Source organism: Streptomyces albidicamelliae, assembly GCF_025642175.1.
Lineage (GTDB): Bacteria > Actinomycetota > Actinomycetes > Streptomycetales > Streptomycetaceae > Streptomyces > Streptomyces albidocamelliae.
In genome coordinates this window covers 5794895-5818008 of record NZ_CP106795.1, presented here as the reverse complement: position 1 = coordinate 5818008, position 23114 = coordinate 5794895, and the positions used below count along the sequence as shown (strand labels likewise).

The window sequence follows — 23114 nt, the reverse complement described above, 5'->3', positions numbered from 1 at the left end:
GCCCCGAGAGGCGCGCGGGGAGCGGTCAGCCGATGCGGTGCATCCAGCCGTGCTTGTCCTCCGTCATGCCGCGCTGGACGCCGAGCAGCGCCTCGCGCAGCCGGAGGGTGACCGGGCCGGGCTCACCGTCGCCGTGGGTCCAGGCGTCGGTGCGGGTCTTGACGTGGCCGATCGGGGTGACCACGGCGGCGGTGCCGCAGGCGAAGACCTCGGTGAGGGCGCCGGACGCGGCGTCCGCCCGCCACTGCTCCAGGGTGACGACGCCCTCCTCGGCGGTGTAGCCGAGGTCCCGGGCGACCTGGAGCAGCGAGTCGCGGGTGATGCCCTCCAGGATGGAGCCGGTGAGGGACGGGGTGACGATCCGGTCGCCGTAGACGAAGGCGACGTTCATGCTGCCGCTCTCCTCGACCTTGGTGCGGGTGACCGCGTCGAGGTAGACGACCTGGTCGCAGCCGTGCGCGGCGGCCTCGGCCTGCGGAAGCAGGGAGGCCGCGTAGTTGCCGCCCGTCTTCGCGTCGCCGGTACCGCCGGGCACGGCGCGGACGTGGTCCTCGGAGACCCAGATGGTGACCGGCTTGACGCCGCCGGCGAAGTAGGCGCCGGACGGGGAGGCGATCAGCATGAACAGGTACTCGTTGGCCGGGTGCACGCCGAGCGCGGCCTCGGTGGCGAACATGAACGGGCGCAGGTAGAGCGCCTGCTCGCCGCCGTGCGCCGGGACCCAGTCGGCGTCCTGGCCGAGCAGCGCGTCCAGCGCCGCGATGAACAGCTCCTCGGGCAGCTCGGCCATGGCCATGCGGCGGGCGGAGTTGCGGAAGCGGCGGGCGTTGGCCTCGGGGCGGAACAGCGCGATCGAGCCGTCGGGCTGCCGGTACGCCTTCAGCCCCTCGAAGATCTCCTGGCCGTAGTGCAGCACGTGGGTGGAGGGGTCGAGGGAGATGGGGCCGTACGGGACGAGCTGCGCGTCGTGCCAGCCGCGGCCCTCGGTCCACTTGATCGTCACCATGTGGTCGGTGAAGTGGCGGCCGAATCCGGGGTTGGCCAGGATCGCCTCGCGCTCCGCGGCGGCCAGGGGGTTGGCGGACGGCTTGAGCTCGATCGTGGGCGTCGTCATGAGTGGTTGTCCTTCACCGGTTGTAGTGACGGGCCGCGCTCACGCCCATACTGCCAGTCGTCAGTGCTAGGACGTCCGAGCTTTCCCTCATACCGCGGCTCCGCGTTCGATTATCGCGCGGGGCACCACGGCCGACGGAGTCGGGGTGAAAGCGGCCCAGGGGTCGATGGTGGCACCCGGCGGGGACACGCGGAAGCCGCCGGGTGTGGTGACCCGGCGGCTTCTGGTGGTCGAGCGCCGGGTCAGCCGGCTACTCGGGCGGCGAGCGCGTCGCCGATCTGCGCGGTGCTGCGGGCACCGAGCGCGGCACGCTCGGTCAGGTCGGCGGTGACGGCCGCGTCGATGCGGTCGGCCTCGCCGTCGTGACCCAGGTGGCGCAGCAGCAGGGCGACGGACAGGACCGTGGCGGTCGGGTCGGCCTTGCCCTGGCCGGCGATGTCCGGGGCCGAGCCGTGGACCGGCTCGAACATGGAGGGGAACTCACGGCCGGGGTTGATGTTGCCGGAGGCGGCCACGCCGATGCCGCCGGAGACGGCCGCGGCGAGGTCGGTGATGATGTCGCCGAAGAGGTTGTCGGTGACGATCACGTCGAACCGCTCGGGCTGCGTGACCAGGTAGATGGTCGCCGCGTCGACGTGCATGTACTCGGTGGTGACGTCGGGGAACTCCGCGGCCACCCTGTTGAAGACGTTCGTCCACAGGTGACCGGCGAAGGTCAGCACGTTGTTCTTGTGGATCAGCGCGAGCTTCTTGCGCGGGCGGGCCTGGGCGCGGGCGAACGCGTCGCGGACGACACGCTCGACCCCGTACGCCGTGTTGACGGAGACCTCGGTGGCGACCTCGTGCTCGGTGCCCCGGCGGATGGTGCCGCCGTTGCCCGTGTACGGGCCCTCGGTGCCCTCGCGGACCACGACGAAGTCGATCTCCGGCTGGCCGGCCAGCGGGGTGGCGACACCCGGGAGGAGCTTCGACGGACGCAGGTTGACGTGGTGGTCGAAGGCGAAGCGGAGCTTGAGCAGGAAGCCGCGCTCCAGGACGCCGGACGGCACCGACGGGTCGCCGATCGCGCCGAGCAGGATCGCGTCGTGCTGCTTGAGCGCGGCGAGGTCGGCGTCGGTGAGCGTCTCACCGGTGGCGTGGTACCGCTTGGCGCCGAAGTCGTACTCCTTGGTCTCCAGCTTCACATCCTGCGGCAGGACGGCGGAGAGGACCTTCAGACCCTCGGCCACGACCTCCTGGCCGATGCCGTCACCGGGGATCACTGCGAGATTGATGCTGCGAGACATGCGGGCACCCTACTCCTCGTCCCAGGGGATGACATGCTCTGTCCGCCATGCGGACATCCGCCGTGTCCCGGTGTCGGCCGGTCGACTGCTGTTCACCCCGGCGTGGGACGGGTGTCGCGAGCCGGTGGAAGGTTCACCCGCATGGAGACCCCCGACGTCGGCATTCCGCGCCGCCTCGCCGAGCCGATGAGCATGGCCGAGCAGTACGAGTACCTGCGCGCCCGCGTGGTGGGCCGCCGCACCCTGGTGACGGCCGGGGCGGTGGCGGGCGGCCTGCTGACCGGCTGCTCCTCCCCCACCGCCGCCGACGCCAGGCCCGCCGCGGCGACGTCCCGGGCGCCCGGCTCGGCGGTCGTGCCGTTCGGCCGCCATCTGGCCTTCGGCGCCGACCCGCGGACGCGGATGCGGATCTCCTGGCAGGTGCCGGCCGCGGTACGGCGGCCGTACGTGCGGGTCGGGCTGCGGCCCGACGACCTGGGCCGGCGGATCGAGGCCGAGGTGCGCGCGCTGCACACGCCCGGGGTGCCGGGGGTGCGGCTCGCCCTGGAGCAGTACTACGTGCACGCGGCCCTGGACGGGCTCACACCCGGCACGACGTACTACTACGGGGTCGGCCACGACGGCCGGGACCCCGCGGCACCCGGCCACCGCGCGGCCCTGGCCTCCTTCCGCACGGCGCCGTCGAGCCCGGAGCGGTTCGTGTTCACGGCCTTCGGCGACCAGGGGGTGGGCCGGGCCGCGGATGCCAACGACGACCTGATGCTGCGCCAGAAGCCCGCCTTCCACCTGCACGCCGGCGACATCTGCTACGCGAACGTCAACGGCAGCGGCCGGCCGCAGGACGGGTACGACCCGGGCTTCTGGGACCTGTTCCTGAAGCAGAACGAGCCCGTCGCCCGATCCGTGCCGTGGATGGTGACGACCGGCAACCACGACATGGAGGCCTGGTACTCGCCGGACGGCTACGGCGGCCAGCTGGCCCGCTTCTCCCTGCCGGACAACGGCTTCGACCCGCACGGCACGCCCGGCGCCTACAGCTTCCGGTACGGAAACGTCGGCTTCGTGGCGCTGGACGCGAACGACGTGTCGTACGAGATCCCCGCCAACCTCGGGCACAGCGGCGGCCGGCAGACGGCCTGGCTGGACCGGACGCTGCGCGCGCTGCGCGCCACTGACGGCGTCGACTTCGTGGTCGTCTTCTTCCACCACTGCGCCTACTCGACCTCGCAGCACGCCTCCGACGGCGGGGTCCGCGCGCAGTGGCTGCCGCTGTTCGAGAGGCACCGGGTGGACCTGGTGATCAACGGGCACAACCACGTGTACGAGCGCACCGACGCGATCAGGGGCGGGAAAGTCGGCGGGACGGTGCCGGTCGGCGGCTCCACCGACCCGGCCCGCGACGGCATCGTGTACGTCACCGCGGGCGGCGGGGGCCGGGACCTGTACGCCTTCCCCTCCGGCGTCGAGGACAGCTACGAGGGGCACGTCACCCGGCACGAGGCGGTCGAGACCTTCCACTGGGCGAAGGGCAGGGACCGTGCGGCGGAGACGGTGGAGTGGTCGCGGGTCAGGTACACCGGCTTCTCGCTCCTCGCGGTGGAGGCACGGGCGGGCACGTCACCGCGGCTCCGCGTGTCGGCGCTGGCGCAGGACGGCCGGCGGATCGACCACTTCGAGGTGCGGCACGGCGGGTGAGGGCCGCGCCGCACCGAACGGGTGCGGCTCCCGGGATCGGGTCGCCGCCGGGCGCTGCCCGGCGGCCGGGCTCACGGGCCCGGTGCTCAGTGGCCGGTCTCGCCGCCGTTGTCGCGGCGGTCGAGGGCGCGCTGGAGCGCGGCGGCGGCGTTCTTGCGGTCGGAGTCGCTCGCGTGGGACACGTGGCGGACTCGGCGGCGGACGGTCGTCTCGGCCATGGAAATCGACTCCTTCGGCAAACGTGGAGTACGGCAAGGGGGGTTACGAGACGCCGGAGGGGGCGGGGAGCGCCGGCCGCAGGGGTTGCCTGCACAGGGCCACGGCTCACGACCGCCATTCGCTGGATCGAGCGAGACGTTCGGCTTCTTCCAAGCTAAGGGAGCCGGCCGAGTCTGTCTGCACAATTACTCGGACTTCCTACTATCTGAGACGGCGAACCTCATCACACCGCTCTGAGCTGCGCGTTCGTGCGTTCGAGGGAGGACCGGCCGAGGGACGGCGAGGGCCGCGGCCGGTCGGGCGGAGAAGGTGTGGACGCGGCCGGCCCACGGCCGCCGGCCGCGTGGGATGCGTTTCTAACTCTTAAAACACTCTTGACCGGTTAGCCAGTGGCGTGCTGGACTGCCGCCATGGCTACGCACCGGATCCACCACCGCACCGTCACCGTCCGCGGCCTCGACGTGTACTACCGCGAGGCCGGACCCGCCGACGCCCCCGTCCTGCTGCTCCTGCACGGCTTCCCGAGCAGCTCCCACATGTTCCGCGACCTGATCCCGCTGCTGGCCGACCGGTACCGGGTGATCGCCCCCGACCACATCGGCTTCGGCCGCTCCGCGACGCCGGACCCCGCCGAGTTCCGCTACACCTTCGACGAACTGGCCGGGATCACCGAGGAGTTCACCGACCTGCTCGGGCTGGAGCGCTACGCCCTCTACATCCAGGACTACGGCGCCCCCATCGGCCTGCGGCTCGCCCTCGCCCGCCCCGAGCGGGTCACCGCGATCGTCACGCAGAACGGCAACGCCTACGAGGAGGGGCTCGGCGCCGAGGCCTGGGCGCCGGTGCTGGCGCTGATCGAGAAGCGGACGCCGCAGACCGAGGCGCCGGTGCGGGAGATCTACTCCCCCGAGGGCATCAAGTGGCAGTACCTGCACGGGGTCCCGGACCCGACCCTGGTCAGCCCGGACGCCTACGAGCACGACACCGCCCGGATCGCGCGCCCCGGCCAGGCGGAGATCCAGCTCGACCTGATCTCCGACTACGGCGCCAACTTCGCGCTGTACCCGGCCTTCCACGCCTACTTCCGCGAGAGCCGGGTCCCGCTCCTCGCGGTGTGGGGCGCGCACGACGAGATCTTCGTGCCCGAGGGGGCACTCGCCTTCCGCCGGGACCTGCCGGAGGCGGAGATCCATCTGCTGCCGGCCGGCCACTTCGCGCTGGAGACGCACGCGGACCAGGTGGCCGCACTGATCCGGGACTTCCTCGCACGGACCCTCCGACATGGCAACGGGCCGGGAAGCCTGCTCGTGGCAGACCTCCCGGCCCGGGTTCGCGGGGCGGATCAGCCCATGTGCGGGTACCCGTAGTCGGTCGGTGCGACCAGGGTCTCCTTGATGGCGCGGGTCAGGGTCCAGCGCATCAGGTTCTGCGGGGCGCCGGCCTTGTCGTTGGTGCCGGAGGCCCGGCCGCCGCCGAAGGGCTGCTGGCCGACGACGGCGCCGGTCGACTTGTCGTTGATGTAGAAGTTGCCCGCGGCGTAGCGGAGCTTCTCCATCGTGTACGCGGCGGCCGCACGGTCGTTCGAGATGACCGAACCGGTGAGCGCGTAGTCCGAGACCGACTCCATCTGGGTCAGCATCTCGTCGTACTGGTCGTCCTCGTAGACGTACACGGCGAGGAACGGGCCGAAGTACTCGGTGGTGAAGACCTCGTTCTCCGGGTCGGTGCACTCGACGACGGTCGGTCGGACGAAGTAGCCGACCGAGTCGTCGTAGGTGCCGCCGGCCACGATCGTGCAGGTCGGGTCCTGCTTGGCGCGGTCGATCGCGGCCTTGTTCTTGGCGAACGAACGGTCGTCGATCACGGCGCCGATGAAGTTCGACAGGTCGGTGACGTCACCCATGGTGAGGTAGTCGACCTCGGCCGCGAACTCCTCCTTGAAGCCCGAGTTCCAGATGGAGGCCGGGATGTAGGCGCGGGAGGTGGCCGAGCACTTCTGGCCCTGGTACTCGAAGGCACCGCGGGTCAGGGCGGTCTTCAGCACGGCGCGGTCGGCGCTCGGGTGGGCGACCAGGAAGTCCTTGCCACCGGTCTCGCCGACCAGGCGCGGGTAGGAGCGGTACTTCTCGATGTTGTTGCCGACCGTCTTCCACAGGTGCTGGAAGGTCTTGGTCGAGCCGGTGAAGTGGATGCCCGCGAGGTCGCGGTGCTCCAGGGCGACCTTGGAGACCTCGATGCCGTCGCCGGTGACGAGGTTGATGACGCCCTTGGGCAGGCCCGCCTCCTCCAGCAGCTGCATGAGCAGGACGGCCGCGTGGGTCTGCGTCGGGGACGGCTTCCAGACCACGACGTTGCCCATCAGCGCCGGGGCGGTGGGCAGGTTGGCCGCGATCGCCGAGAAGTTGAACGGCGTGATCGCGTAGACGAAGCCCTCCAGCGGGCGGTGGTCCATGCGGTTCCACACGCCCGGGGAGTTCGCCGGGGGCTGCTCGGCCAGGATCTGGCGGGCGTAGTGGACGTTGAAGCGCCAGAAGTCCACCAGCTCGCAGGGGCTGTCGATCTCCGCCTGCTGGGCCGTCTTGGACTGGCCGAGCATGGTCGAGGCGGCGATGGTCTCGCGCCACGGACCGGACAGCAGCTCGGCGGCGCGCAGGATGATCGCCGCGCGGTCGTCGAAGGACAGGGCGCGCCAGGCCGGGGCGGCGGCGAGAGCCGCGTCGACGGCGTCCTGCGCGTCCTGCTGGGTGGCGTGGCGCAGGGTGCCGAGGACGGCCTTGTGGTTGTGCGGCTGGACCACCTGGAACGGCTCGCCGCCGCCCATGCGCTTCTCGCCGCCGATGGTCATCGGCAGATCGATCGGGTTCTCGGCCAGCTCCTTGAGCTTGGCCTCCAGGCGGGAGCGCTCGGGCGAACCGGGGGCGTAGCCGTGCACCGGCTCGTTGACGGGGGCGGGGACCTGGGTCACAGCGTCCATGAGATCCTTGACTCCTTGTACGTGAGCGGGTGTTCGGGCTCAGCCCTTGCTGACCATCGACCGGAGGAAGAAGCGCAGGTTCGCCGGCTTCTCCGCGAGACGGCGCATGAAATAGCCGTACCAGTCGGTGCCGTACGCCGTGTAGACGCGCATGCGGTGGCCCTCGGCGGCCAGCCGCAGGTGCTCGTCACTGCGGATGCCGTACAGCATCTGGAACTCGTACTCGTCGAGCTTACGACCGGCCTGGTGGGCCAGCTCCTGTCCGATGGCGATCAGGCGCGGGTCGTGGGACCCGATCATCGGGTAGCCCTCGCCCTCCATCAGCGTCCTCAGCACGCGCACGTAGGCCTTGTCGATCTCGTGCTTCTGCTGGTAGGCGACCTCGGCGGGCTCCTTGTAGGCGCCCTTCACCAGGCGCACGCGGCTGCCGGCCTCGGCCAGCCGGCGGGCGTCGGCCTCGGTGCGGAAGAGGTAGGCCTGGATGACACAGCCGGTCTGCGGGAAGTCCTTCCGCAGCTCCTCGTGGATGGCGAACATCGAGTCCAGGGTGGTGTGGTCCTCGGCGTCGAGCGTGACGGTGGTACCGATGGCGGCGGCGGCCTCGACGACCGGGCGGACGTTCGCGAGGGCCAGCTCGTGGCCGCCGTCCAGCGCCTGGCCGAACATCGACAGCTTCACGGACATCTCGACCCGCTCGCCCAGACCCAGCTGCTTGAGGTGGTCGATCAGCGCCAGGTAGGCGTCACGGGCGGCGGCGGCCTGCTCGGGGGTGGTGATGTCCTCGCCGACGACGTCCATCGTCAGCTCGAGGCCCTTGTCCGTCAGCTCCGCGATGATCGGGACGATGTCGTCCACGGTCTCACCGGGGATGAAGCGGTCGACGACCTGCTTGGTGACCGGGGCCGCCGAGATCAGGCGTCGCATCCGGTCGCTGCGCGACGCGGCGAGAATCACGGGACCCAGCACGGGGCACCTCCACAGACAAGCACCGAAACGGCCGCCACCCGACGTTTCGGGTACGGCACGGAGAACCACCGTGAAACCTAAGGATTCCTTTGATCCTCAGCCATCGACAGCTGTCACGCATCCGTGCACGGGATCTCAGACAGATGTATGAAGACGGCCGGGGAATGGGGGAGAATGCCCGGGTGAGCGCCGATTACAAGGGTGACTACCAGGAGCTCGTCGACGAGATCTCGGAGCTGCTGGGCGTGCCGGCGACCCTGGAGAACCGCGACTTCGAGCTGATCGCCTTCGGCGCCTACGACAGCGAGGACGAGCTCGACCCCGCCGCGCTGGACCCGGTCCGCACCCGCTCGATCCTGACCCGGCGCTCGACCGCGACCGTGCGCTCCTGGTTCGAGGGCTTCGGCATCACCCGCGCGACCGGGCCGGTGCGGATCCCGCCCGGACCGCAGGCCGGGGTGTACCGCGGCCGGATCTGCCTGCCGGTACGCCATCGGGGTGTCGTCCTCGGCTACGTCTGGCTGCTGGAGGCCGATCCGGGGCCGACCGACGCCCAGCTGGCCGCGGCCATGCAGGTGGCGGGCCGGATCGGCGCCCTGCTCGCGGACGAGGCGCAGGCCGGGGCCGGGCTGAGCCGGGAGCTGCGGGCGGTGCTCACCGCGGAGCGGGGCTGGCAGCGGGACATGGCGGTGGCCGAACTGCGCACCGCGCTCGGCCCGCGCGCGGACGGCCCGCACACGCTGGTCTGCCTCGCCCCCTGGCCGTCCGCCGACCCGGACGACGCCCCCTCGCCGCGCGCCGTCCCGCACGCCTCGGCCCTGTGCACACTGCCGTGGGGGGCGACGGGCCTGAGCCTCGCGGTGCTGGTGCGGCTGCGCTCCCCGGACGTGCCGACCCCCGCGCTGACGGCGGCCGCCCGGCTGCTGAAGGAGGCGGAGGGAGCGGGTGCCGCGAGAGCGTGGGGGCCGGGGCGCGTACGGCCGCCGCCGTGGCCGCGCGCCCCGGCGGGGCCGGTGGCGCCGCGGGCTTCGCCGCCGGGGTCGGTGAGCCCCGGACGGGGCTCGCCGAGCTGGGCACGGTCTGGCAGGAGGCGCTGTCCGCCGCTCGCGCCGCGCTGGCCGAGCCGCGGTTCGGGCCGGTCGCGGAGTGGGCGCGGATCGGGCCGTACCGGCTGCTGACCGCGTTGCCCCCGAGGCCGCGCACGACCCCGTGGTCGGCCCGCTGCTGGCCCCCGTCCACCGCGAGCTGGCCCGGACAGCCGAGGTCTTCCTCGACTGCGCGGGCCAGGCCGGCCGCGCGGCCGCCGAACTGGGCATCCACCGGCAGACCCTGTACTACCGCCTGTCCCGGGTGGAGCAGCTGACGGGCCTCGACCTGGACGACGGCGAGGACCGGCTGCTGCTGCACATGGCGCTGAAGCGGGCGCGGCTGTAGGCCGCGAGGCCCGGCCGGGTCCTGCGGTCGCGGCCGCGGGACCCGGCCGGTTCAGCCCTTCGTGGCCGACTCGATGATCAGGCGGAGGCCCTCGGTCAGGGCGTCCCCGTCGGGGGCGGTGCCGGGGTCGAACGTCCACTGGGCGATGAGCCCGGTCATGAGGGTCAGGTAGAACCGGCCGAGCGTGTCCGCGGTCTCGTCGGAGACCTCCTCCTCGGGGACGCCCATCAGCATCGCGACCAGCCCGCGCCCGCCCTCCCGCTGGGCGCGGGACAGGTGCTCGCGCACCTCCGGCAGGTCGATGGTCATGACCTCCATGCTCAGCCGCCACACCGAGCCGGGCTCGCGCATGGTGCCGACGATGTTCGTCCACACCCACCGGAAGCGCTCCAGGGATCCGGGCGCGCCCTCGATCACCGAGGCGTCGTCGCCGTCGAAGGCGCCGGACATGTTCTCCACGAGTGCCACGTACGCCTGCGCGAGCAGCGCGTCCTTGGAGCCGTAGTGGTAGCCGATCGACGCCAGGTTGGTGCCCGACGCCTTCACGATGTCCCGCGCGGTGGTCCGCGCGAACCCCTTCTCCAGCAGGCAGCTCTTGGCGCCTTCGAGCAGATCTTCACGGTGTCCCATGCGTTTCACCCTACCCGCGATCCATACAGACGTCCTAGACGCATGAATTATACAAGCGTTCTAGACAAGCGTTTAAGACGTGCGTACATTCCCTGTCATGACCAACCCGACGAGCGCCACCCCGACCGCACCGCCCACCTCCGCCACCCGCGCCGGACGCCGCGAGTGGACCGCCCTCGGCGTGCTGATGCTGCCGCTGCTGCTGGTCTCGATGGACGTCTCCGTGCTCTACTTCGCCACTCCCGCGATCAGCGCGGACCTGCGGCCCAGCGGCACCCAGCAGCTGTGGATCTTCGACATCTACGGCTTCGTGCTGGCCGGCCTGCTGATGACGATGGGCGCGCTCGGCGACCGCATCGGCCGCCGCAAACTCCTCCTCATGGGCGCCGCGGCCTTCGGCGGGGCCTCTCTCCTCGCGGCCTACGCCAACAGCGCGGAGACCCTGATCGCGGCCCGCGCGATCCTCGGCATCGGCGGCGCCACCCTGATGCCGTCGACCATGGCCCTGGTGCGCACGATGTTCACCGACCCCGGCCAGCGGGCGAAGGCGATCGGCCTGTGGTCCGGCGTGATGACCGGCGGCATCGCCCTGGGTTCGGTGATGAGCGGTGTCCTCGTCGAGCACTTCTGGTGGGGCTCGGTCTTCCTGGTCAACCTGCCCGCGATGGTGCTGCTGCTGGTCCTCGGCCCGGTGCTGCTGCCCGAGTCCCGCAACCCCGAGCCGGGGCGGTTCGACTGGGTGAGCGTCCCGCTGTCGATGGCCGCCGTACTGCCCGTGATCTACGGCCTCAAGGAGATCCCGTCCGAGGGCTGGCACCCGCTGTACGTCGTCTCCATCACCGTCGGCCTGCTCTTCGCCGCCCTGTTCGTCCGCCGCCAGCGCACCGGCGCCTCCCCCCTGGTGCCGCCCGCCCTCTTCCGGGGCCACGGCTTCACCCCGTCGCTGGTGCTGACCCTCGTGTCCGCGTTCGGGATGATGGGCTCGGCCATCTTCACCACGCAGTACCTCCAGTCGGTCCTCGGCAAGAGCCCACTGGCGGCCGCGCTGTGGAGTCTGCTCCCGTCGGTGTTCATCGGCGTCGCCGCGCCCCTCACCACCCAGCTCGTCCAGCGGGGCGTCAACCGCGCCTACGTCGTCGCCGGCGGCTTCGCGGTCACGGCGGCCGGATACGCGCTGCTCGCCTTCACCGGCACCGACTCCCTGCTGCTGGTGCTGGCCGCGGCCGGCGTCCTCGCCTGCGGAGTGGTCGCGGTGATGTCCCAGCTGACCGACCTTGCCATGAGCAGCGCCCCGGTGGAGCGGGCCGGCACCGCGTCCTCCCTCATGGAGACCGGCACGGAGTTCGGCGGCGCGCTCGGCATGGCCGTCCTCGGCTCCATCGGCACGGCGCTCTACCGCCACGGGATGCCGGCCACGGCGCCGGCTGAGGCCCGCGAGACCCTGGGCGGCGCCCTGGCCGACGCGGCCCGGCTGCCCGGCGGAGCCGGCGACTCCCTCCTCGCCACCGCCCGCGAGGCGTTCACCGGCGGGATGCACGGCGTGGCGATCGCCGGGGCGGTGCTGCTGGCCCTCGCCGCGGTCGGCGCCGCCGTGAGCCTGCAGAGGATCGAGGTGCGGGCCGACCACTAGGACGGCACAAGAAACGCCGGACGGGCCGACTCGCAGTCGGCCCGTCCGGCGTTGTCGTGACGAACGCGTCCACCCCTGCGGCCCGCCCGGGGACGGGTGGGCCGGGGAGGGACTCAGACCAGGTTCACCGAGCGGGCCGAGTTGGCGCCGATCTCGGAGGCGACCTCGGCCAGCACCGCGGGGCTGACCGTGTCGTCGACCGTCAGCACGGCCAGCGCCTCGCCGCCGACCGTCGCCCGGGCGACCTGCATGCCGGCGATGTTGATGCCGGCCTCGCCGAGGATGCGGCCGACGGTGCCGACGACACCCGGACGGTCCTCGTAGCGCAGCACGACCATGTGGTCGGCGAGCGCGAGGTCGACGTCGTAGTCGCCGACCGCCACGATCTTCTGCACGTGCTTCGGGCCGGCCAGCGTGCCGGAGACCGACACCTCCTCGCCGTCGCCCAGCGTGCCGCGCACGGTCACCACGTTGCGGTGGTCGGCCGACTCGGAGCTGGTGGTCAGGCGGACCTCCACGCCGCGCTCCTGCGCGAACAGCGGGGCGTTGACGTACGACACCGTCTCGTCGACGACGTCCTCGAAGACACCCTTGAGCGCGGACAGCTCCAGCACCTTCACGTCGTGCTGGGTGATCTCGCCGTAGACCTCGACGTCGAGACGGACCGCGACCTCACCGGCGAGCGCGGTGAAGATACGGCCGAGACGCTCGGCGAGCGGCAGACCCGGCTTGACGTCCTCGGCGATGACCCCGCCCTGGACGTTGACGGCGTCCGGCACCAGCTCGCCGGCGAGGGCGAGCCGCACCGAGCGGGCGACCGCGATACCGGCCTTCTCCTGGGCCTCGTCCGTCGAGGCGCCCAGGTGCGGGGTGCACACGACCTGGTCCAGCTCGAACAGCGGGGAGTCGGTGCACGGCTCCTTGGCGTACACGTCGAGGCCGGCGCCGGCGACCCGGCCCTCCTTCAGCGCCGCGTACAGCGCCGCCTCGTCGACGATGCCGCCGCGGGCCGCGTTGACGATGCGCACGCTCGGCTTGACCTTGCGCAGCGCCTCGTCACCGATCAGGCCGAGGGTCTCGGGGGTCTTGGGCAGGTGGACGGTGATGAAGTCGGAGACCTCGAGCAGCTCGTCCAGCGACAGCACCTTGACGCCCATCTGCGCGGCCCGCGCGGGCTGCACGTAGGGGTCGTAGGCCACGACCTTCATGCCGAAGGCGGACATGCGCTGCGCGACCAGGGCGCCGATGCGGCCGAGGCCGACGACACCGAGGGTCTTCTCGGCGAGCTCCACGCCCGTGTACTTGCTGCGCTTCCACTCGGCGTTCTTCAGCGCGGAGTTGGCCTGCGGGATGTTGCGCGCGGTGGCGAGGATCAGACCACAGGCCAGCTCGGCGGCGGTCACGATGTTGGAGGTCGGCGCGTTGACGACCATGACGCCGGCCTTGGTGGAGGCGGAGACGTCGACGTTGTCCAGGCCGACGCCGGCACGCGCGACGACCTTGAGCTTCTTCGCCGCGGCGATGGCCTCGGCGTCCACCTTGGTGGCGGAACGGATCAGGATCGCGTCGACGTCGGCGATGGCGGGGAGCAGCTCGGCTCGGTCCGCTCCGTTGGTGTGCCGGATTTCGAAGTCCGGGCCGAGCGCGTCGACGGTCGCGGGCGACAGCTCTTCAGCGATGAGTACGACGGGTTTCGAGCTCACGTGAGTCCTCACAAGTCCAATGCGGACGGCCGTCCCGACGGCCGCAGGCGGTGGAGGGGGCTAGCCGCGGAAGACGCACGACGCTGTGGGCCTGACGCGTGTTGTGCAGAAGTGTAGTGGCGTCGCGGTGGTCGTTCTGCGCCTCTACGGAAGGATCACCCGTCCGTGGCTGGACGGGGTGGACAACAGGGGCCGGGGTGATCCGCCCCGGCCCCTGCCATGAGGCCTACGCCTCCTCGTCGACCCAGCTCATCAGCTTGCGCAGCTGCTTGCCGGTGGTCTCCAGCAGGTGCTCGGAGTCCTGCTGCTTGTACTCGTTGTACTTCTTCAGACCGCCGTGGTACTCGTCCATCCAGGTCTGGGCGAAGGTGCCGTCCTGGATCTCGGCGAGGACCTGCTTCATCTCGGCCTTGGTGGCGTCGGTGATGATGCGCGGGCCGGTGACGTAGTCGCCCCACTCGGCGGTCTCGGAGACGGACCAGCGCATCTTCTCCAGGCCGCCCTCGTACATGAGGTCGACGATCAGCTTCAGCTCGTGCAGGCACTCGAAGTAGGCGATCTCCGGCTGGTAGCCGGCCTCGACCAGGGTCTCGAAGCCGGCCTTGACCAGGGCGGAGGTGCCACCGCACAGCACGGCCTGCTCGCCGAACAGGTCGGTCTCGGTCTCCTCGGTGAAGGTCGTCTTGATGACGCCGGCGCGGGTGCCGCCGATGGCCTTGGCGTACGACAGCGCGAGCGGGAAGGCGTTGCCGGTGGCGTCCTGCTCGACGGCGGCGATCGCGGGGACGCCGCGGCCCTCCTCGTACTGGCGGCGCACCAGGTGGCCGGGGCCCTTGGGGGCGACGAGGGCGACGTCGACGCCGGCCGGGGGCTTGATGAAGCCGAAGCGGATGTTGAAGCCGTGCGCGAAGAACAGCGCGTCGCCGTCGTTCAGGTTCGGGGCGATGGACTCCTCGTACACCTGGGCCTGGATCGGGTCCGGGATGAGGATCATGATGACGTCGGCCTCGGTGGCGGCCTCGGCCGGGGTCACCACGCGCAGGCCCTGCTCCTCGGCCTTGGCCTTGGACTTGGAGCCCTCGTGCAGACCGACACGCACGTCGACACCCGAGTCACGCAGCGACAGCGCGTGGGCGTGGCCCTGGCTGCCGTATCCGATGACCGCGACCTTGCGGCCCTGGATGATGGACAGGTCGGCGTCGGCGTCGTAGAACAGCTCGGCCACTTTGGGTTCTCTCCTTGGTGTGCAGATGGTGCGTCCCACCGTATGACGGTGAGGGGGAAGGAAGATTCAGGATCTCGGCATACGGGCGGCCGGGGATTCACCGACCGCCCGTATCCAGCCTTACGCGGATCGGTCGAGCGCGCGCAGCGAGCGGTCCGTGATGGAGCGCGCCCCGCGGCCGATCGCGATCGTGCCGGACTGCACCAGCTCCTTGATGCCGTACGGCTCCAGCATCTTGAGCATGGCGGACAGCTTGTCGCTGGACCCGGTGGCCTCGATGGTCACGGCGTCCGGGGAGACGTCGACGGTCTTGGCGCGGAACAGCTGGACGATCTCGACGATCTGGGAACGGGTCTCGTTGTCCGCGCGGACCTTCACCAGAACGAGTTCGCGCTGAACGGCCTGACCGGGCTCCAGCTCGACGATCTTCAGCACGTTGACCAGCTTGTTGAGCTGCTTGGTGACCTGCTCCAGCGGCAGGTCCTCGACGCCCACCACGATGGTGATGCGGGAGATGTCGGGGTGCTCGGTGACGCCGACCGCGAGCGAGTCGATGTTGAAGCCGCGGCGGGAGAAGAGGGCGGCGATCCGGGCCAGGATGCCCGGGGTGTTCTCCACCAGGACGGAGAGCGTGTGCTTGGACATGGTCTTTTACGTCTCTCTCGCTCAGTCGTCTTCGTTGTCGCCGAAGTCGGGGCGGACGTCCCGGGCGGCCATGATCTCGTCGTTGGAGGTGCCGGCGGCGACCATCGGCCACACCATCGCGTCCTCGTGGACGATGAAGTCGATGACGACCGGCCGGTCGTTGATGGAGTTCGCCTCTTCGATGACCTTGTCCAGGTCCTCCGGGCGCTCACAGCGGATCGCGTGGCACCCCATGGCCTCCGACAGCTTCACGAAGTCGGGGACGCGGGTACCGGCGCTCGGCTGCCTGCCGTCCGCCTCGGGGCCGGAGTGCAGCACGGTGTTGGAGTAGCGCTGGTTGTAGAACAGCGTCTGCCACTGGCGGACCATCCCGAGGGCGCCGTTGTTGATGATGGCGACCTTGATCGGGATGTTGTTCAGGGCGCAGGTGGTCAGTTCCTGATTGGTCATCTGGAAGCAGCCGTCGCCGTCGATCGCCCAGACCGTCTGGCCCGGCGCGCCCGCCTTGGCGCCCATGGCGGCCGGGACCGCGTAGCCCATCGTTCCGGCGCCGCCTGAGTTCAGCCAGGTGGCGGGCTTCTCGTACTGGATGAAGTGCGCGGACCACATCTGGTGCTGGCCCACGCCCGCCGCGAAGATCGTGCCCTCCGGCGCGAGCTGCCCGATGCGCTCGATGACGGCTTGCGGGGACAGGGAGCCGTCCGCGGGCTGGTCGTAGCCGAGCGGGTAGGTCTCGCGCCAGCGGTTGAGGTCGCTCCACCATGCGGTGTAGTCGCCCTTGCCGCCCTCGCTGTGCTCCTTCTGCACCGCCTGGACCAGGTCGGCGATGACCTCGCGGGCGTCGCCCACGATCGGCACGTCCGCGGCGCGGTTCTTGCCGATCTCCGCCGGGTCGATGTCGGCGTGGACGATCTTGGCGTAGGGGGCGAAGCTGTCCAGCTTGCCGGTGACGCGGTCGTCGAAGCGGGCTCCGAGGGCGACGATCAGGTCGGCCTTCTGCAGCGCGGTGACGGCGGTGACCGCACCGTGCATGCCCGGCATTCCCACGTGCAGCGGGTGGCTGTCGGGGAACGCGCCGAGCGCCATCAGGGTGGTGGTGACGGGCGCTCCGGTGAGTTCGGCGAGGACCTTCAGCTCGGCGGTGGCGCCGGCCTTGATGACGCCGCCGCCGACGTAGAGGACGGGCCGCTTCGCGGCGGTGATCAGCTTCGCGGCCTCACGGATCTGCTTGGCGTGCGGCTTGGTCACCGGGCGGTAGCCGGGCAGGTCCATCGTGGGCGGCCACGAGAACGTGGTCTTCGCCTGCAGGGCGTCCTTGGCGATGTCCACCAGGACCGGCCCCGGACGGCCCGTGGAGGCGATGTGGAACGCCTGCGCGATCACCCGCGGGATGTCCTCCGCCTTGGTGACCAGGAAGTTGTGCTTGGTGATCGGCATCGTGATGCCGACGATGTCCGCCTCCTGGAAGGCGTCCGTCCCGATCGACTTCGACGCGACCTGGCCCGTGATCGCGACCAGCGGCACCGAGTCCATGTGCGCGTCCGCGATCGGCGTCACCAGGTTCGTCGCGCCCGGACCCGACGTGGCCATGCAGACCCCGACCCTGCCGGTGGCCTGCGCGTACCCCGTTGCCGCGTGACCCGCGCCCTGCTCGTGACGGACCAGCACGTGGCGCACCCGGGTGGAGTCCATCAACGGGTCGTACGCCGGCAGGATCGCGCCTCCGGGAATGCCGAACACCGTGTCCGCGCCGACCTCCTCGAGGGAGCGGATGAGGGACTGCGCACCAGTCACGTGCTCGACGGGGGCGGACATCTGTCCTCCGGAACGGGGCCGCGGCTGCGGATGGTGGGCCCCGGTGGCCTGCTCGGTCATCGGCATTCTCTTCTCGATGCTGAGGGTTTTTGCGAGGTTCGGGCGGAGTTGGAGCGCTGCACGAAAGGCACTCGTGCAACAAAAAACCCCTCGTGCCGCAAGGCAAGCGAGGGGAGCGCGCCGGTGTGGTCGCTGGGGATTCCGGATCGTCCTCCGGTAAGTCCCAGCTCAGCCGACGCGCTTTCCAAGTACGAGAATTCGGGTGCGCATGGCACTGACCCTCCCCCCGGCACGCACCACGTGTCAAGTGGGTGGGACGGGCGTCTCAGCATGTGAGCGAAGGGCACTGCCGCCTCCGAGAACAGCGGGAACACCCCCTGTGTACACCCCTTTGGGCTCCCGCGCGCCGCTCCCCGCGAATGCGGGCTCGGCGGGGGCGTGCGGCACCGGGTAATGGCCGGATCCGAGCGCCCGGCGCAGCCGGTACTCGTCCAGCGGGCCGGCGAACGCCATGCCCTGGCCATGCGTGCAGCCCATGGCGCGCAACGCGACCACCTGCTCGGGCAGGTCCACTCCCTCGGCGACGGACTGCAGCCCGAGATCGCCCGCGATCCGGAGCAGCCCCCCGGTGATCTTGTGCAGGCGCGCGGACTCCACGACACCCTCGACCAGGCCGCGGTCGAGCTTGAGGATGTCCACGGGCAGCCGCCTCAGCGCGGTGATCGCCGCGTAGCCGCTGCCGAAGCCGTCCAGCGCGATCCGCACCCCGAGTCTGCTGAGCGCGTTCAGGCGGCGCTCCAGCTCGTCCAGGGAGACGCGGGGGTCGGTGTCGGACAGCTCGACGACCAGGGCGCCGGGTGGCAGCCCGTGCCGGGTCAGCAGGGCCTCCACGGAGCCGAGGGGGATCGAGCGGTCCAGCAGCCGCCGGGCGCTCATCCGTACCGCCACGGGCACGACGAGGCCGGTCGCGGCCCGTTCGGCGGCCTGCTCCACGGCTTCCTGGAGGACCCAGCGGTCCAGTTCGGCGGTCTTGTCGCCGTCCTCGGTCACCCGCAGGAACTCGGCGGGCGTGAACAGCACGCCCTGCGAGGAGCGCCAGCGGGCCTGCGCGGAGACCGCGGTGATGCGGCCGTCGCCGAGGCACACCACCGGCTGGTGCAGCAGCGCGAACTCGCCGTCGTGCAGTGCGGCACGCAGCCGCGTGGCCAGCTCCGCCTTGCGTACGACGTCCTGCTGCATCTGCGGTTTGTACAGTTCGACCCGGCCTTTTCCGGCCGACTTCGCGCGGTACATCGCGAGGTCGGCGTTGCGCAGCAGTTCGCCCGCGCCGAGCCCGGACTCGGCGAAGGCCACGCCGATGGAGGCGTTGACCCGGACATCGTTGCCGTCGATGGCGTAGGGCTGGGACAGGGTGACCCGCAGCCGGTCGGCCAGCTCCAGGATGTTGCGCTCCCGGGCCGCGCGGTCGCGGGTGCCGTCGCCGACGATCAGGGCCGCGAACTCGTCGCCGCCCAGCCGGGAGGCGGTGTCCCCCTGCCGGACCGCGTCCTGGAGCCGGCGGGCGGCCTGGACGAGCAGCTCGTCCCCGGCCTGGTGGCCGATCGTGTCGTTGACGGCCTTGAAGCCGTCGAGGTCGATGAAGAGTACGGCCGTGCCGCGCAGGGCGGCGCCCCGGTCGGTGGCCCGGCGGCCGGACAGGGCCTGCTGCACCCGCCGGGTGAACAGCGCGCGGTTGGGCAGGTCGGTCAGCGGGTCGTGCTCGGCGTTGTGCTGCAACTGCGCCTGCAGGCGCACTCTCTCGGTCACGTCCCGGCTGTTGAAGATCAGCCCGCCGTGGTGCCGGTTGACGGTGGACTCGACGTTGAGCCAGCCTCCCCCACCGCCGGAGCGGAACCGGCACTCGATCCGCGTGGTGGGCTCGTCCTGGGGGCTCGCGGCGAGGAAGCGGCGCACCTCGTGCACCACGCAGCCGAGGTCCTCCGGGTGGATCAGCGCGGCCAGCTCGCTGCCCACCAGGTCCTCCGCGGGCCGGCCGTAGACGCCCGCGGCGGCCGGGGAGACGTACCGGAGGACGCCGTTGGGCGCGGCGATCATGATCACGTCGCTGGAGCCCTGCACCAGGGAGCGGAAGTGGTTCTCCTTCTGCGCCAGTTCCTGGGTGAGGGTGATGTTGTCCAGCAGCATGATGCCCTGGCGGATGACGAGGGCGAGCACGACGGCACCCGCGGTGATGAGCACCACGTGGTCGGGTCTGCGGCCGTTCAGGACGTTGTACAGGATGCCTAGCGTGCACACGGCCGCGGCGAGGTACGGGGTGAGCGCGGCGAGCGAGCCGGCGATCGGGCGTCCGGCCGGATACCGGCCGTGATCACCTCCCGGCGCGGGTGCCGGCGACGGCGCGGGCGCGGAGGCGTGGTGGTGGCTCGTGCCGCGCTGTCCGGGCACGTGCTCGTGCACCACGCGCGTGTGTCCGTCGGGCACCCGCTTGTCCGCCGCGCCCCGGCGCCGGGGCGCCGCCCAGGGGGCGTAGGCGAGCAGCAGGGAGCCGCCGAACCAGCCCGCGTCCAGCAGCTGCCCGGAGCGGTAACTGCTGTGCAGCAGCGGGGAGGTGAACAGCGCGTCGCACATCACGGTCAGCGCGAGCGCGCCGATCGCGGTGTTCACCGCGGTGCGGTTGCCCGGGGCGCGGCGGAAGTGCAGGGCGAGGACCATGCTGACGAGCGCGATGTCGAGCAGCGGGTAGGCCAGCGACAGCGCGGTGTGCGCCACGCTGGGTCCGTCGAAGCGGGCGGCCTGGGCGAGGGCGAGGCTCCAGGAGAGGGTGAGCAGGGAGCCGCCGATCAGCCAGGCGTCCAGCGCCAGGCAGATCCAGCCCGCTTTCGTCACCGGGCGCTTGGCGAGGACCAGCAGGCCGACGATCGCGGGCGGGGCGAAGCAGAGGAAGAACAGGTCGGCGTAGCTGGGACTGGGCACGGTCCGATCGAGGACGACCTCGTACCAGCCCCAGACCGCGTTGCCCAGGGCGGCCATGGTGGAGGAAAGGGCGAACAGCAGCCAGGCGGACCGGAAGCGCACGCGCGCGCTGCGGGCGTAGAGGAAGCACGAGACGGCGGCGGTGCCCGCCGCGGCGCTCAGCCCGAAGTCGCCCATGATCAGTGCGACTTGGTCGGTCCCCCAGTCGAACGCGGCTCCCACGCCGTAGGCCGCGCAGACCACGGCGAGGACGAGCTGCTCCGTCAGTCGCGTGCCCTCGCGGCAGGCCGGCCGGCGGGGCGGCGGCGTCTCCTGCGGGTGCGGTGCGCGCACCGCTGGTTCGAGCGCGGTGGAGACCGAGAGCGGCGCACTCACCGGGGCCTCCCGGTCCGCGCCGCTCCCGTGTCCTGCCGCTCCCGGTGCGCCGGGTGCGCATGCCTTCTGCGGCCGGTGTGCCTGCGCTGGTGGTGGCTGTGGTGACCGGTGTGATGGCCGCGTCTGCGCGTGGCCGTGCGCCAGGGTCGCCGCCGGCGGCTCCGCCGCGTCGGATCGTTCGTCCATAGGCCGTGCATCGCCCGTCGCCCCCCTCACAAATCTGAAATGTCCGTCCCCAGCGCCACATGGTCGGCGGCGCAGCCCCTGTCGGGACGATACACCAGGATCGTCACTCAGGGACATAGCTTCTCTACGCTCCGTGACGACCAGCGGCGATGCGGGCACGCGCCGCGCCCGAAAGGTAGCGGAGGGTGCCGGAAGCGGACTACTGCCCGTTTGCTCCCGTCGTAAGGATCACGTTCCGCAGGGGTTCCCGGTTCACGAACCGGGTCAACTGGTCGACGAGCAGCCGCTTGGCGCGCGGCAGGAAGGCCGAGGAGGGGCCGCCCACATGAGGGCTGATCAGCACGCCGGGCGCCCGCCACAGGGGGTGCCCGGGCGGCAGCGGCTCCGGGTCCGTCACGTCCAGGGCGGCGGTGAGCCGGCCGCTCTCCAGCTCGGCGAGCAGCGCCTCGGTGTCGACGACGGGGCCCCGCGCCACGTTCACGAGCAGCGCGCCGTCCTTCATCCGCGCGAGGAACCGGGCGTCCACCAGACCCCGGGTGACCTCGGTGAGCGGCGTGGAGAGGATCACGACGTCCGCGTCCGGGAGCAGGGAAAGCACATCGGTGATCGGGTGCACAAGACCGCGCGCCGTGGTGCGCGGGGAGCGCGCGAGGCGCGCCACCCGCGCGACTTCGAAGGGTACGAGCCGGTCCTCGATGGCGGCGCCGATGGAGCCGTAGCCGACGATGAGGACGTTCTTGTCGGCGAGGGAGGGGTGGAACCCGCTCTCCCAGCGCCCCTCCTGCTGGGCCCGGACGAAGCCGGGGATGCCGCGCAGGGCGGCGAGGGTCAGGGTGAGCGCGAGTTCGGCGGTGCTCGCCTCGTGCACTCCGCGCGCGTTGCACAGCTGCACGCCCGGCACGATCGACGACAGCCGGGCGGTGATGTCGTCGACGCCCGCCGTGAGCGTCTGGATGACCTGCACGCCCGTCAGCCGCTCCAGCGGGCGGACCTTGACCGGCCACCGCTTCATGTAGGGCACCACGTACACGGCGCAGTCGGCCGGGTCCCCGGGAAAGGGCTGGTCGCCGTCCTCGCCCCCGTCCCAGAACAGGTACCGGGGCCCGTCGGGCAGCCCCTTGATCTCCTCCGGCGGGATGGGAAGCCATACGTCTGCGCTCATGCGAGGAGGCTATGTCAGGCCCCGCCGAGGCAGAGGTTAGGTTGGTGGCCTGGCTGAGGGAGGTTCACGAGCAGGTGGAGCGCAGGACGATCGGCGCGGGGGCGCTCGCGGTGGGGGCCGTCGGACTCGGGTGCATGCCGATGAGCTGGGCCTACAGCGGCTCCCGGCAACGCGGGGAGGAGTCGGTGAGAACCGTGCACCGAGCGCTGGACCTGGGCACCAGCCTGCTCGACACCGCCGACATGTACGGCCCCTTCACCAATGAGCTGCTGCTGGGCCGGGTGCTCAGGGAGCGGCGCCGGGACGCGTTCGTGTCCACGAAGGCCGGGCTGCTGGTGGGCGAACAGCACATCGTGGCCAACGGCCGCCCGGGATATGTGAAGCGGGCCTGCGACGCCTCGCTGCGCCGGCTGCAGACGGACGTGATCGACCTCTACCAGCTGCACCGCGCCGACCCCGAGGTCCCGGTGGAGGAGACCTGGGGCGCGATGGCGGACCTGGTGCGGGCCGGGAAGGTGCGGGCGCTCGGCCTGTGCGCGGTGGGAGCGCGCGGCGGGCGCCGCTCCGGGGGCCGGCTGCACGACACCACCCTGCGGCAACTCCAGCGGGTGCAGCAGGTGTTCCCGGTGAGCGCGGTGCAGGCGGAGCTGTCGGTGTGGTCGCCCGAGGCGCTGGACGCGCTGCTGCCGTGGTGCGAGACGCGGGGTGTCGGCTTCCTCGCGGCGATGCCGCTGGGCAACGGTTTCCTCACCGGCACCCTGACGCCCGGTGAGGGGTTCGAGCCGGACGACGTGCGCGCCCGCCATCCCCGGTTCACGGGCGAGATGATGGCGGCCAACCAGCCGATCGTCGTGGGACTGCGCCGGATAGCGCGGCGGCACGGCGAGGACGTCACCCCCGCCCAGGTGGCCCTGGCCTGGGTGCTGGCCCAGGGCCGGCACGTGATCGCCCTGCCGGGCACCAAGCGGGAGCGCTGGGCGGCCGAGAACGCGGCCGCGGCCGGGCTCCGGCTGACCGAGGAGGACCTGGCCGAGGTGTCGGGTCTGCCGCCCGCACGGGGGTCGTGGGACTGAGCGGTACAC

General features: G+C 71.4%; 16 protein-coding genes and 1 pseudogene. 5 read left to right on the top strand and 12 right to left on the bottom strand.

What is annotated here, in order from left to right; all coding sequences use genetic code 11:
• Positions 1–25: 25 nt before the first annotated feature.
• Both N8I86_RS26690 and N8I86_RS26685 read right to left on the bottom strand, forming a co-directional pair.
• Positions 26–1114, bottom strand: a complete 1089-nt coding sequence (locus N8I86_RS26690; RefSeq protein WP_263278884.1) for a branched-chain amino acid aminotransferase — start codon at positions 1112–1114, stop codon at positions 26–28.
• A 242-nt stretch (positions 1115–1356) separates the two neighbouring features.
• Complete coding sequence (locus N8I86_RS26685; RefSeq protein ID WP_073889828.1) at positions 1357–2400, bottom strand: 3-isopropylmalate dehydrogenase; 1044 nt, start codon at positions 2398–2400, stop codon at positions 1357–1359.
• Positions 2401–2541: 141 nt separating this feature from the next.
• On the opposite strand from N8I86_RS26685, the gene N8I86_RS26680 reads away from it, so the two are divergent.
• Positions 2542–4095, top strand: coding sequence for a purple acid phosphatase family protein (locus N8I86_RS26680; protein ID WP_263278883.1), 1554 nt, complete (start codon positions 2542–2544; stop codon positions 4093–4095).
• Positions 4096–4181: 86 nt separating this feature from the next.
• On the opposite strand, the gene N8I86_RS26675 is transcribed toward N8I86_RS26680, so the two are convergent.
• Positions 4182–4313, bottom strand: coding sequence for a hypothetical protein (locus tag N8I86_RS26675; RefSeq protein WP_107423614.1), 132 nt, complete (start codon positions 4311–4313; stop codon positions 4182–4184).
• A 411-nt stretch (positions 4314–4724) separates the two neighbouring features.
• Here N8I86_RS26675 and N8I86_RS26670 point away from each other — a divergent pair, with 411 nt between their 5' ends.
• Positions 4725–5681, top strand: coding sequence for an alpha/beta fold hydrolase (locus tag N8I86_RS26670; RefSeq protein WP_263278882.1), 957 nt, complete (start codon positions 4725–4727; stop codon positions 5679–5681).
• Here N8I86_RS26670 and pruA read toward each other — a convergent pair.
• Complete coding sequence (gene pruA / locus N8I86_RS26665) at positions 5657–7288, bottom strand: L-glutamate gamma-semialdehyde dehydrogenase (protein ID WP_123436579.1); 1632 nt, start codon at positions 7286–7288, stop codon at positions 5657–5659. The genes N8I86_RS26670 and pruA overlap by 25 nt on opposite strands.
• Positions 7289–7327: 39 nt before the next feature.
• Entirely contained in the window at positions 7328–8254 is a 927-nt protein-coding gene (locus N8I86_RS26660; protein WP_073889821.1) for a proline dehydrogenase family protein, read from the bottom strand.
• 164 nt (positions 8255–8418) lie between these two features.
• On the opposite strand from N8I86_RS26660, the pseudogene N8I86_RS26655 reads away from it, so the two are divergent.
• Positions 8419–9688, top strand: a pseudogene (locus N8I86_RS26655) (PucR family transcriptional regulator).
• A 51-nt stretch (positions 9689–9739) separates the two neighbouring features.
• Here the strand turns inward: N8I86_RS26655 and N8I86_RS26645 are convergent.
• On the bottom strand, positions 9740–10318 hold the full coding sequence (locus N8I86_RS26645; RefSeq protein WP_073889818.1) for a TetR/AcrR family transcriptional regulator: 579 nt from the start codon (positions 10316–10318) through the stop codon (positions 9740–9742).
• A 97-nt stretch (positions 10319–10415) separates the two neighbouring features.
• Here N8I86_RS26645 and N8I86_RS26640 point away from each other — a divergent pair, with 97 nt between their 5' ends.
• The gene (locus N8I86_RS26640) at positions 10416–11948 is read left to right on the top strand and encodes an MFS transporter (protein WP_263278880.1); all 1533 of its coding nucleotides are present in this window, start codon (positions 10416–10418) and stop codon (positions 11946–11948) included.
• A 113-nt stretch (positions 11949–12061) separates the two neighbouring features.
• Here the strand turns inward: N8I86_RS26640 and serA are convergent, their stop codons facing one another.
• The 6 genes from serA to N8I86_RS26610 form a co-directional block, all read right to left on the bottom strand.
• Positions 12062–13651 (bottom strand): phosphoglycerate dehydrogenase, encoded by a 1590-nt coding sequence (gene serA, locus N8I86_RS26635; RefSeq protein ID WP_073889815.1) that lies wholly within the window; start codon positions 13649–13651, stop codon positions 12062–12064.
• A 226-nt stretch (positions 13652–13877) separates the two neighbouring features.
• Complete coding sequence (gene ilvC, locus N8I86_RS26630) at positions 13878–14876, bottom strand: ketol-acid reductoisomerase (RefSeq protein ID WP_073889814.1); 999 nt, start codon at positions 14874–14876, stop codon at positions 13878–13880.
• 120 nt (positions 14877–14996) lie between these two features.
• Positions 14997–15521, bottom strand: a complete 525-nt coding sequence (ilvN, locus tag N8I86_RS26625) for an acetolactate synthase small subunit (RefSeq protein ID WP_073889812.1) — start codon at positions 15519–15521, stop codon at positions 14997–14999.
• 21 nt (positions 15522–15542) lie between these two features.
• Positions 15543–17396: an acetolactate synthase large subunit gene (locus N8I86_RS26620; RefSeq protein ID WP_185091225.1), complete on the bottom strand. Its 1854-nt coding sequence runs from the start codon at positions 17394–17396 to the stop codon at positions 15543–15545.
• A 243-nt stretch (positions 17397–17639) separates the two neighbouring features.
• Positions 17640–20870, bottom strand: coding sequence for a putative bifunctional diguanylate cyclase/phosphodiesterase (locus tag N8I86_RS26615; protein WP_404830834.1), 3231 nt, complete (start codon positions 20868–20870; stop codon positions 17640–17642).
• A 199-nt stretch (positions 20871–21069) separates the two neighbouring features.
• Positions 21070–22032 (bottom strand): 2-hydroxyacid dehydrogenase, encoded by a 963-nt coding sequence (locus N8I86_RS26610; protein ID WP_073889808.1) that lies wholly within the window; start codon positions 22030–22032, stop codon positions 21070–21072.
• Positions 22033–22106: 74 nt separating this feature from the next.
• On the opposite strand from N8I86_RS26610, the gene N8I86_RS26605 reads away from it, so the two are divergent.
• Positions 22107–23105 (top strand): aldo/keto reductase, encoded by a 999-nt coding sequence (locus N8I86_RS26605; RefSeq protein WP_263280157.1) that lies wholly within the window; start codon positions 22107–22109, stop codon positions 23103–23105.
• Positions 23106–23114 lie beyond the last annotated feature (9 nt).

Excerpts from the sequence above, each read along its gene's own strand:
- N8I86_RS26690 (WP_263278884.1), bottom strand. The coding sequence starts at position 1,114 with ATGACGACGCCCACGATCGAGCTCAAGCCGTCCGCCAACCCCCTGGCC.
- N8I86_RS26685 (WP_073889828.1), bottom strand. The coding sequence starts at position 2,400 with ATGTCTCGCAGCATCAATCTCGCAGTGATCCCCGGTGACGGCATCGGC.
- N8I86_RS26680 (WP_263278883.1), top strand. The coding sequence starts at position 2,542 with ATGGAGACCCCCGACGTCGGCATTCCGCGCCGCCTCGCCGAGCCGATG.
- N8I86_RS26675 (WP_107423614.1), bottom strand. The coding sequence starts at position 4,313 with ATGGCCGAGACGACCGTCCGCCGCCGAGTCCGCCACGTGTCCCACGCG.
- N8I86_RS26670 (WP_263278882.1), top strand. The coding sequence starts at position 4,725 with ATGGCTACGCACCGGATCCACCACCGCACCGTCACCGTCCGCGGCCTC.
- pruA (WP_123436579.1), bottom strand. The coding sequence starts at position 7,288 with ATGGACGCTGTGACCCAGGTCCCCGCCCCCGTCAACGAGCCGGTGCAC.
- N8I86_RS26645 (WP_073889818.1), bottom strand. The coding sequence starts at position 10,318 with ATGGGACACCGTGAAGATCTGCTCGAAGGCGCCAAGAGCTGCCTGCTG.
- N8I86_RS26640 (WP_263278880.1), top strand. The coding sequence starts at position 10,416 with ATGACCAACCCGACGAGCGCCACCCCGACCGCACCGCCCACCTCCGCC.
- ilvN (WP_073889812.1), bottom strand. The coding sequence starts at position 15,521 with ATGTCCAAGCACACGCTCTCCGTCCTGGTGGAGAACACCCCGGGCATC.
- N8I86_RS26620 (WP_185091225.1), bottom strand. The coding sequence starts at position 17,396 with ATGACCGAGCAGGCCACCGGGGCCCACCATCCGCAGCCGCGGCCCCGT.
- N8I86_RS26615 (WP_404830834.1), bottom strand. The coding sequence starts at position 20,870 with ATGGACGAACGATCCGACGCGGCGGAGCCGCCGGCGGCGACCCTGGCG.
- N8I86_RS26610 (WP_073889808.1), bottom strand. The coding sequence starts at position 22,032 with ATGAGCGCAGACGTATGGCTTCCCATCCCGCCGGAGGAGATCAAGGGG.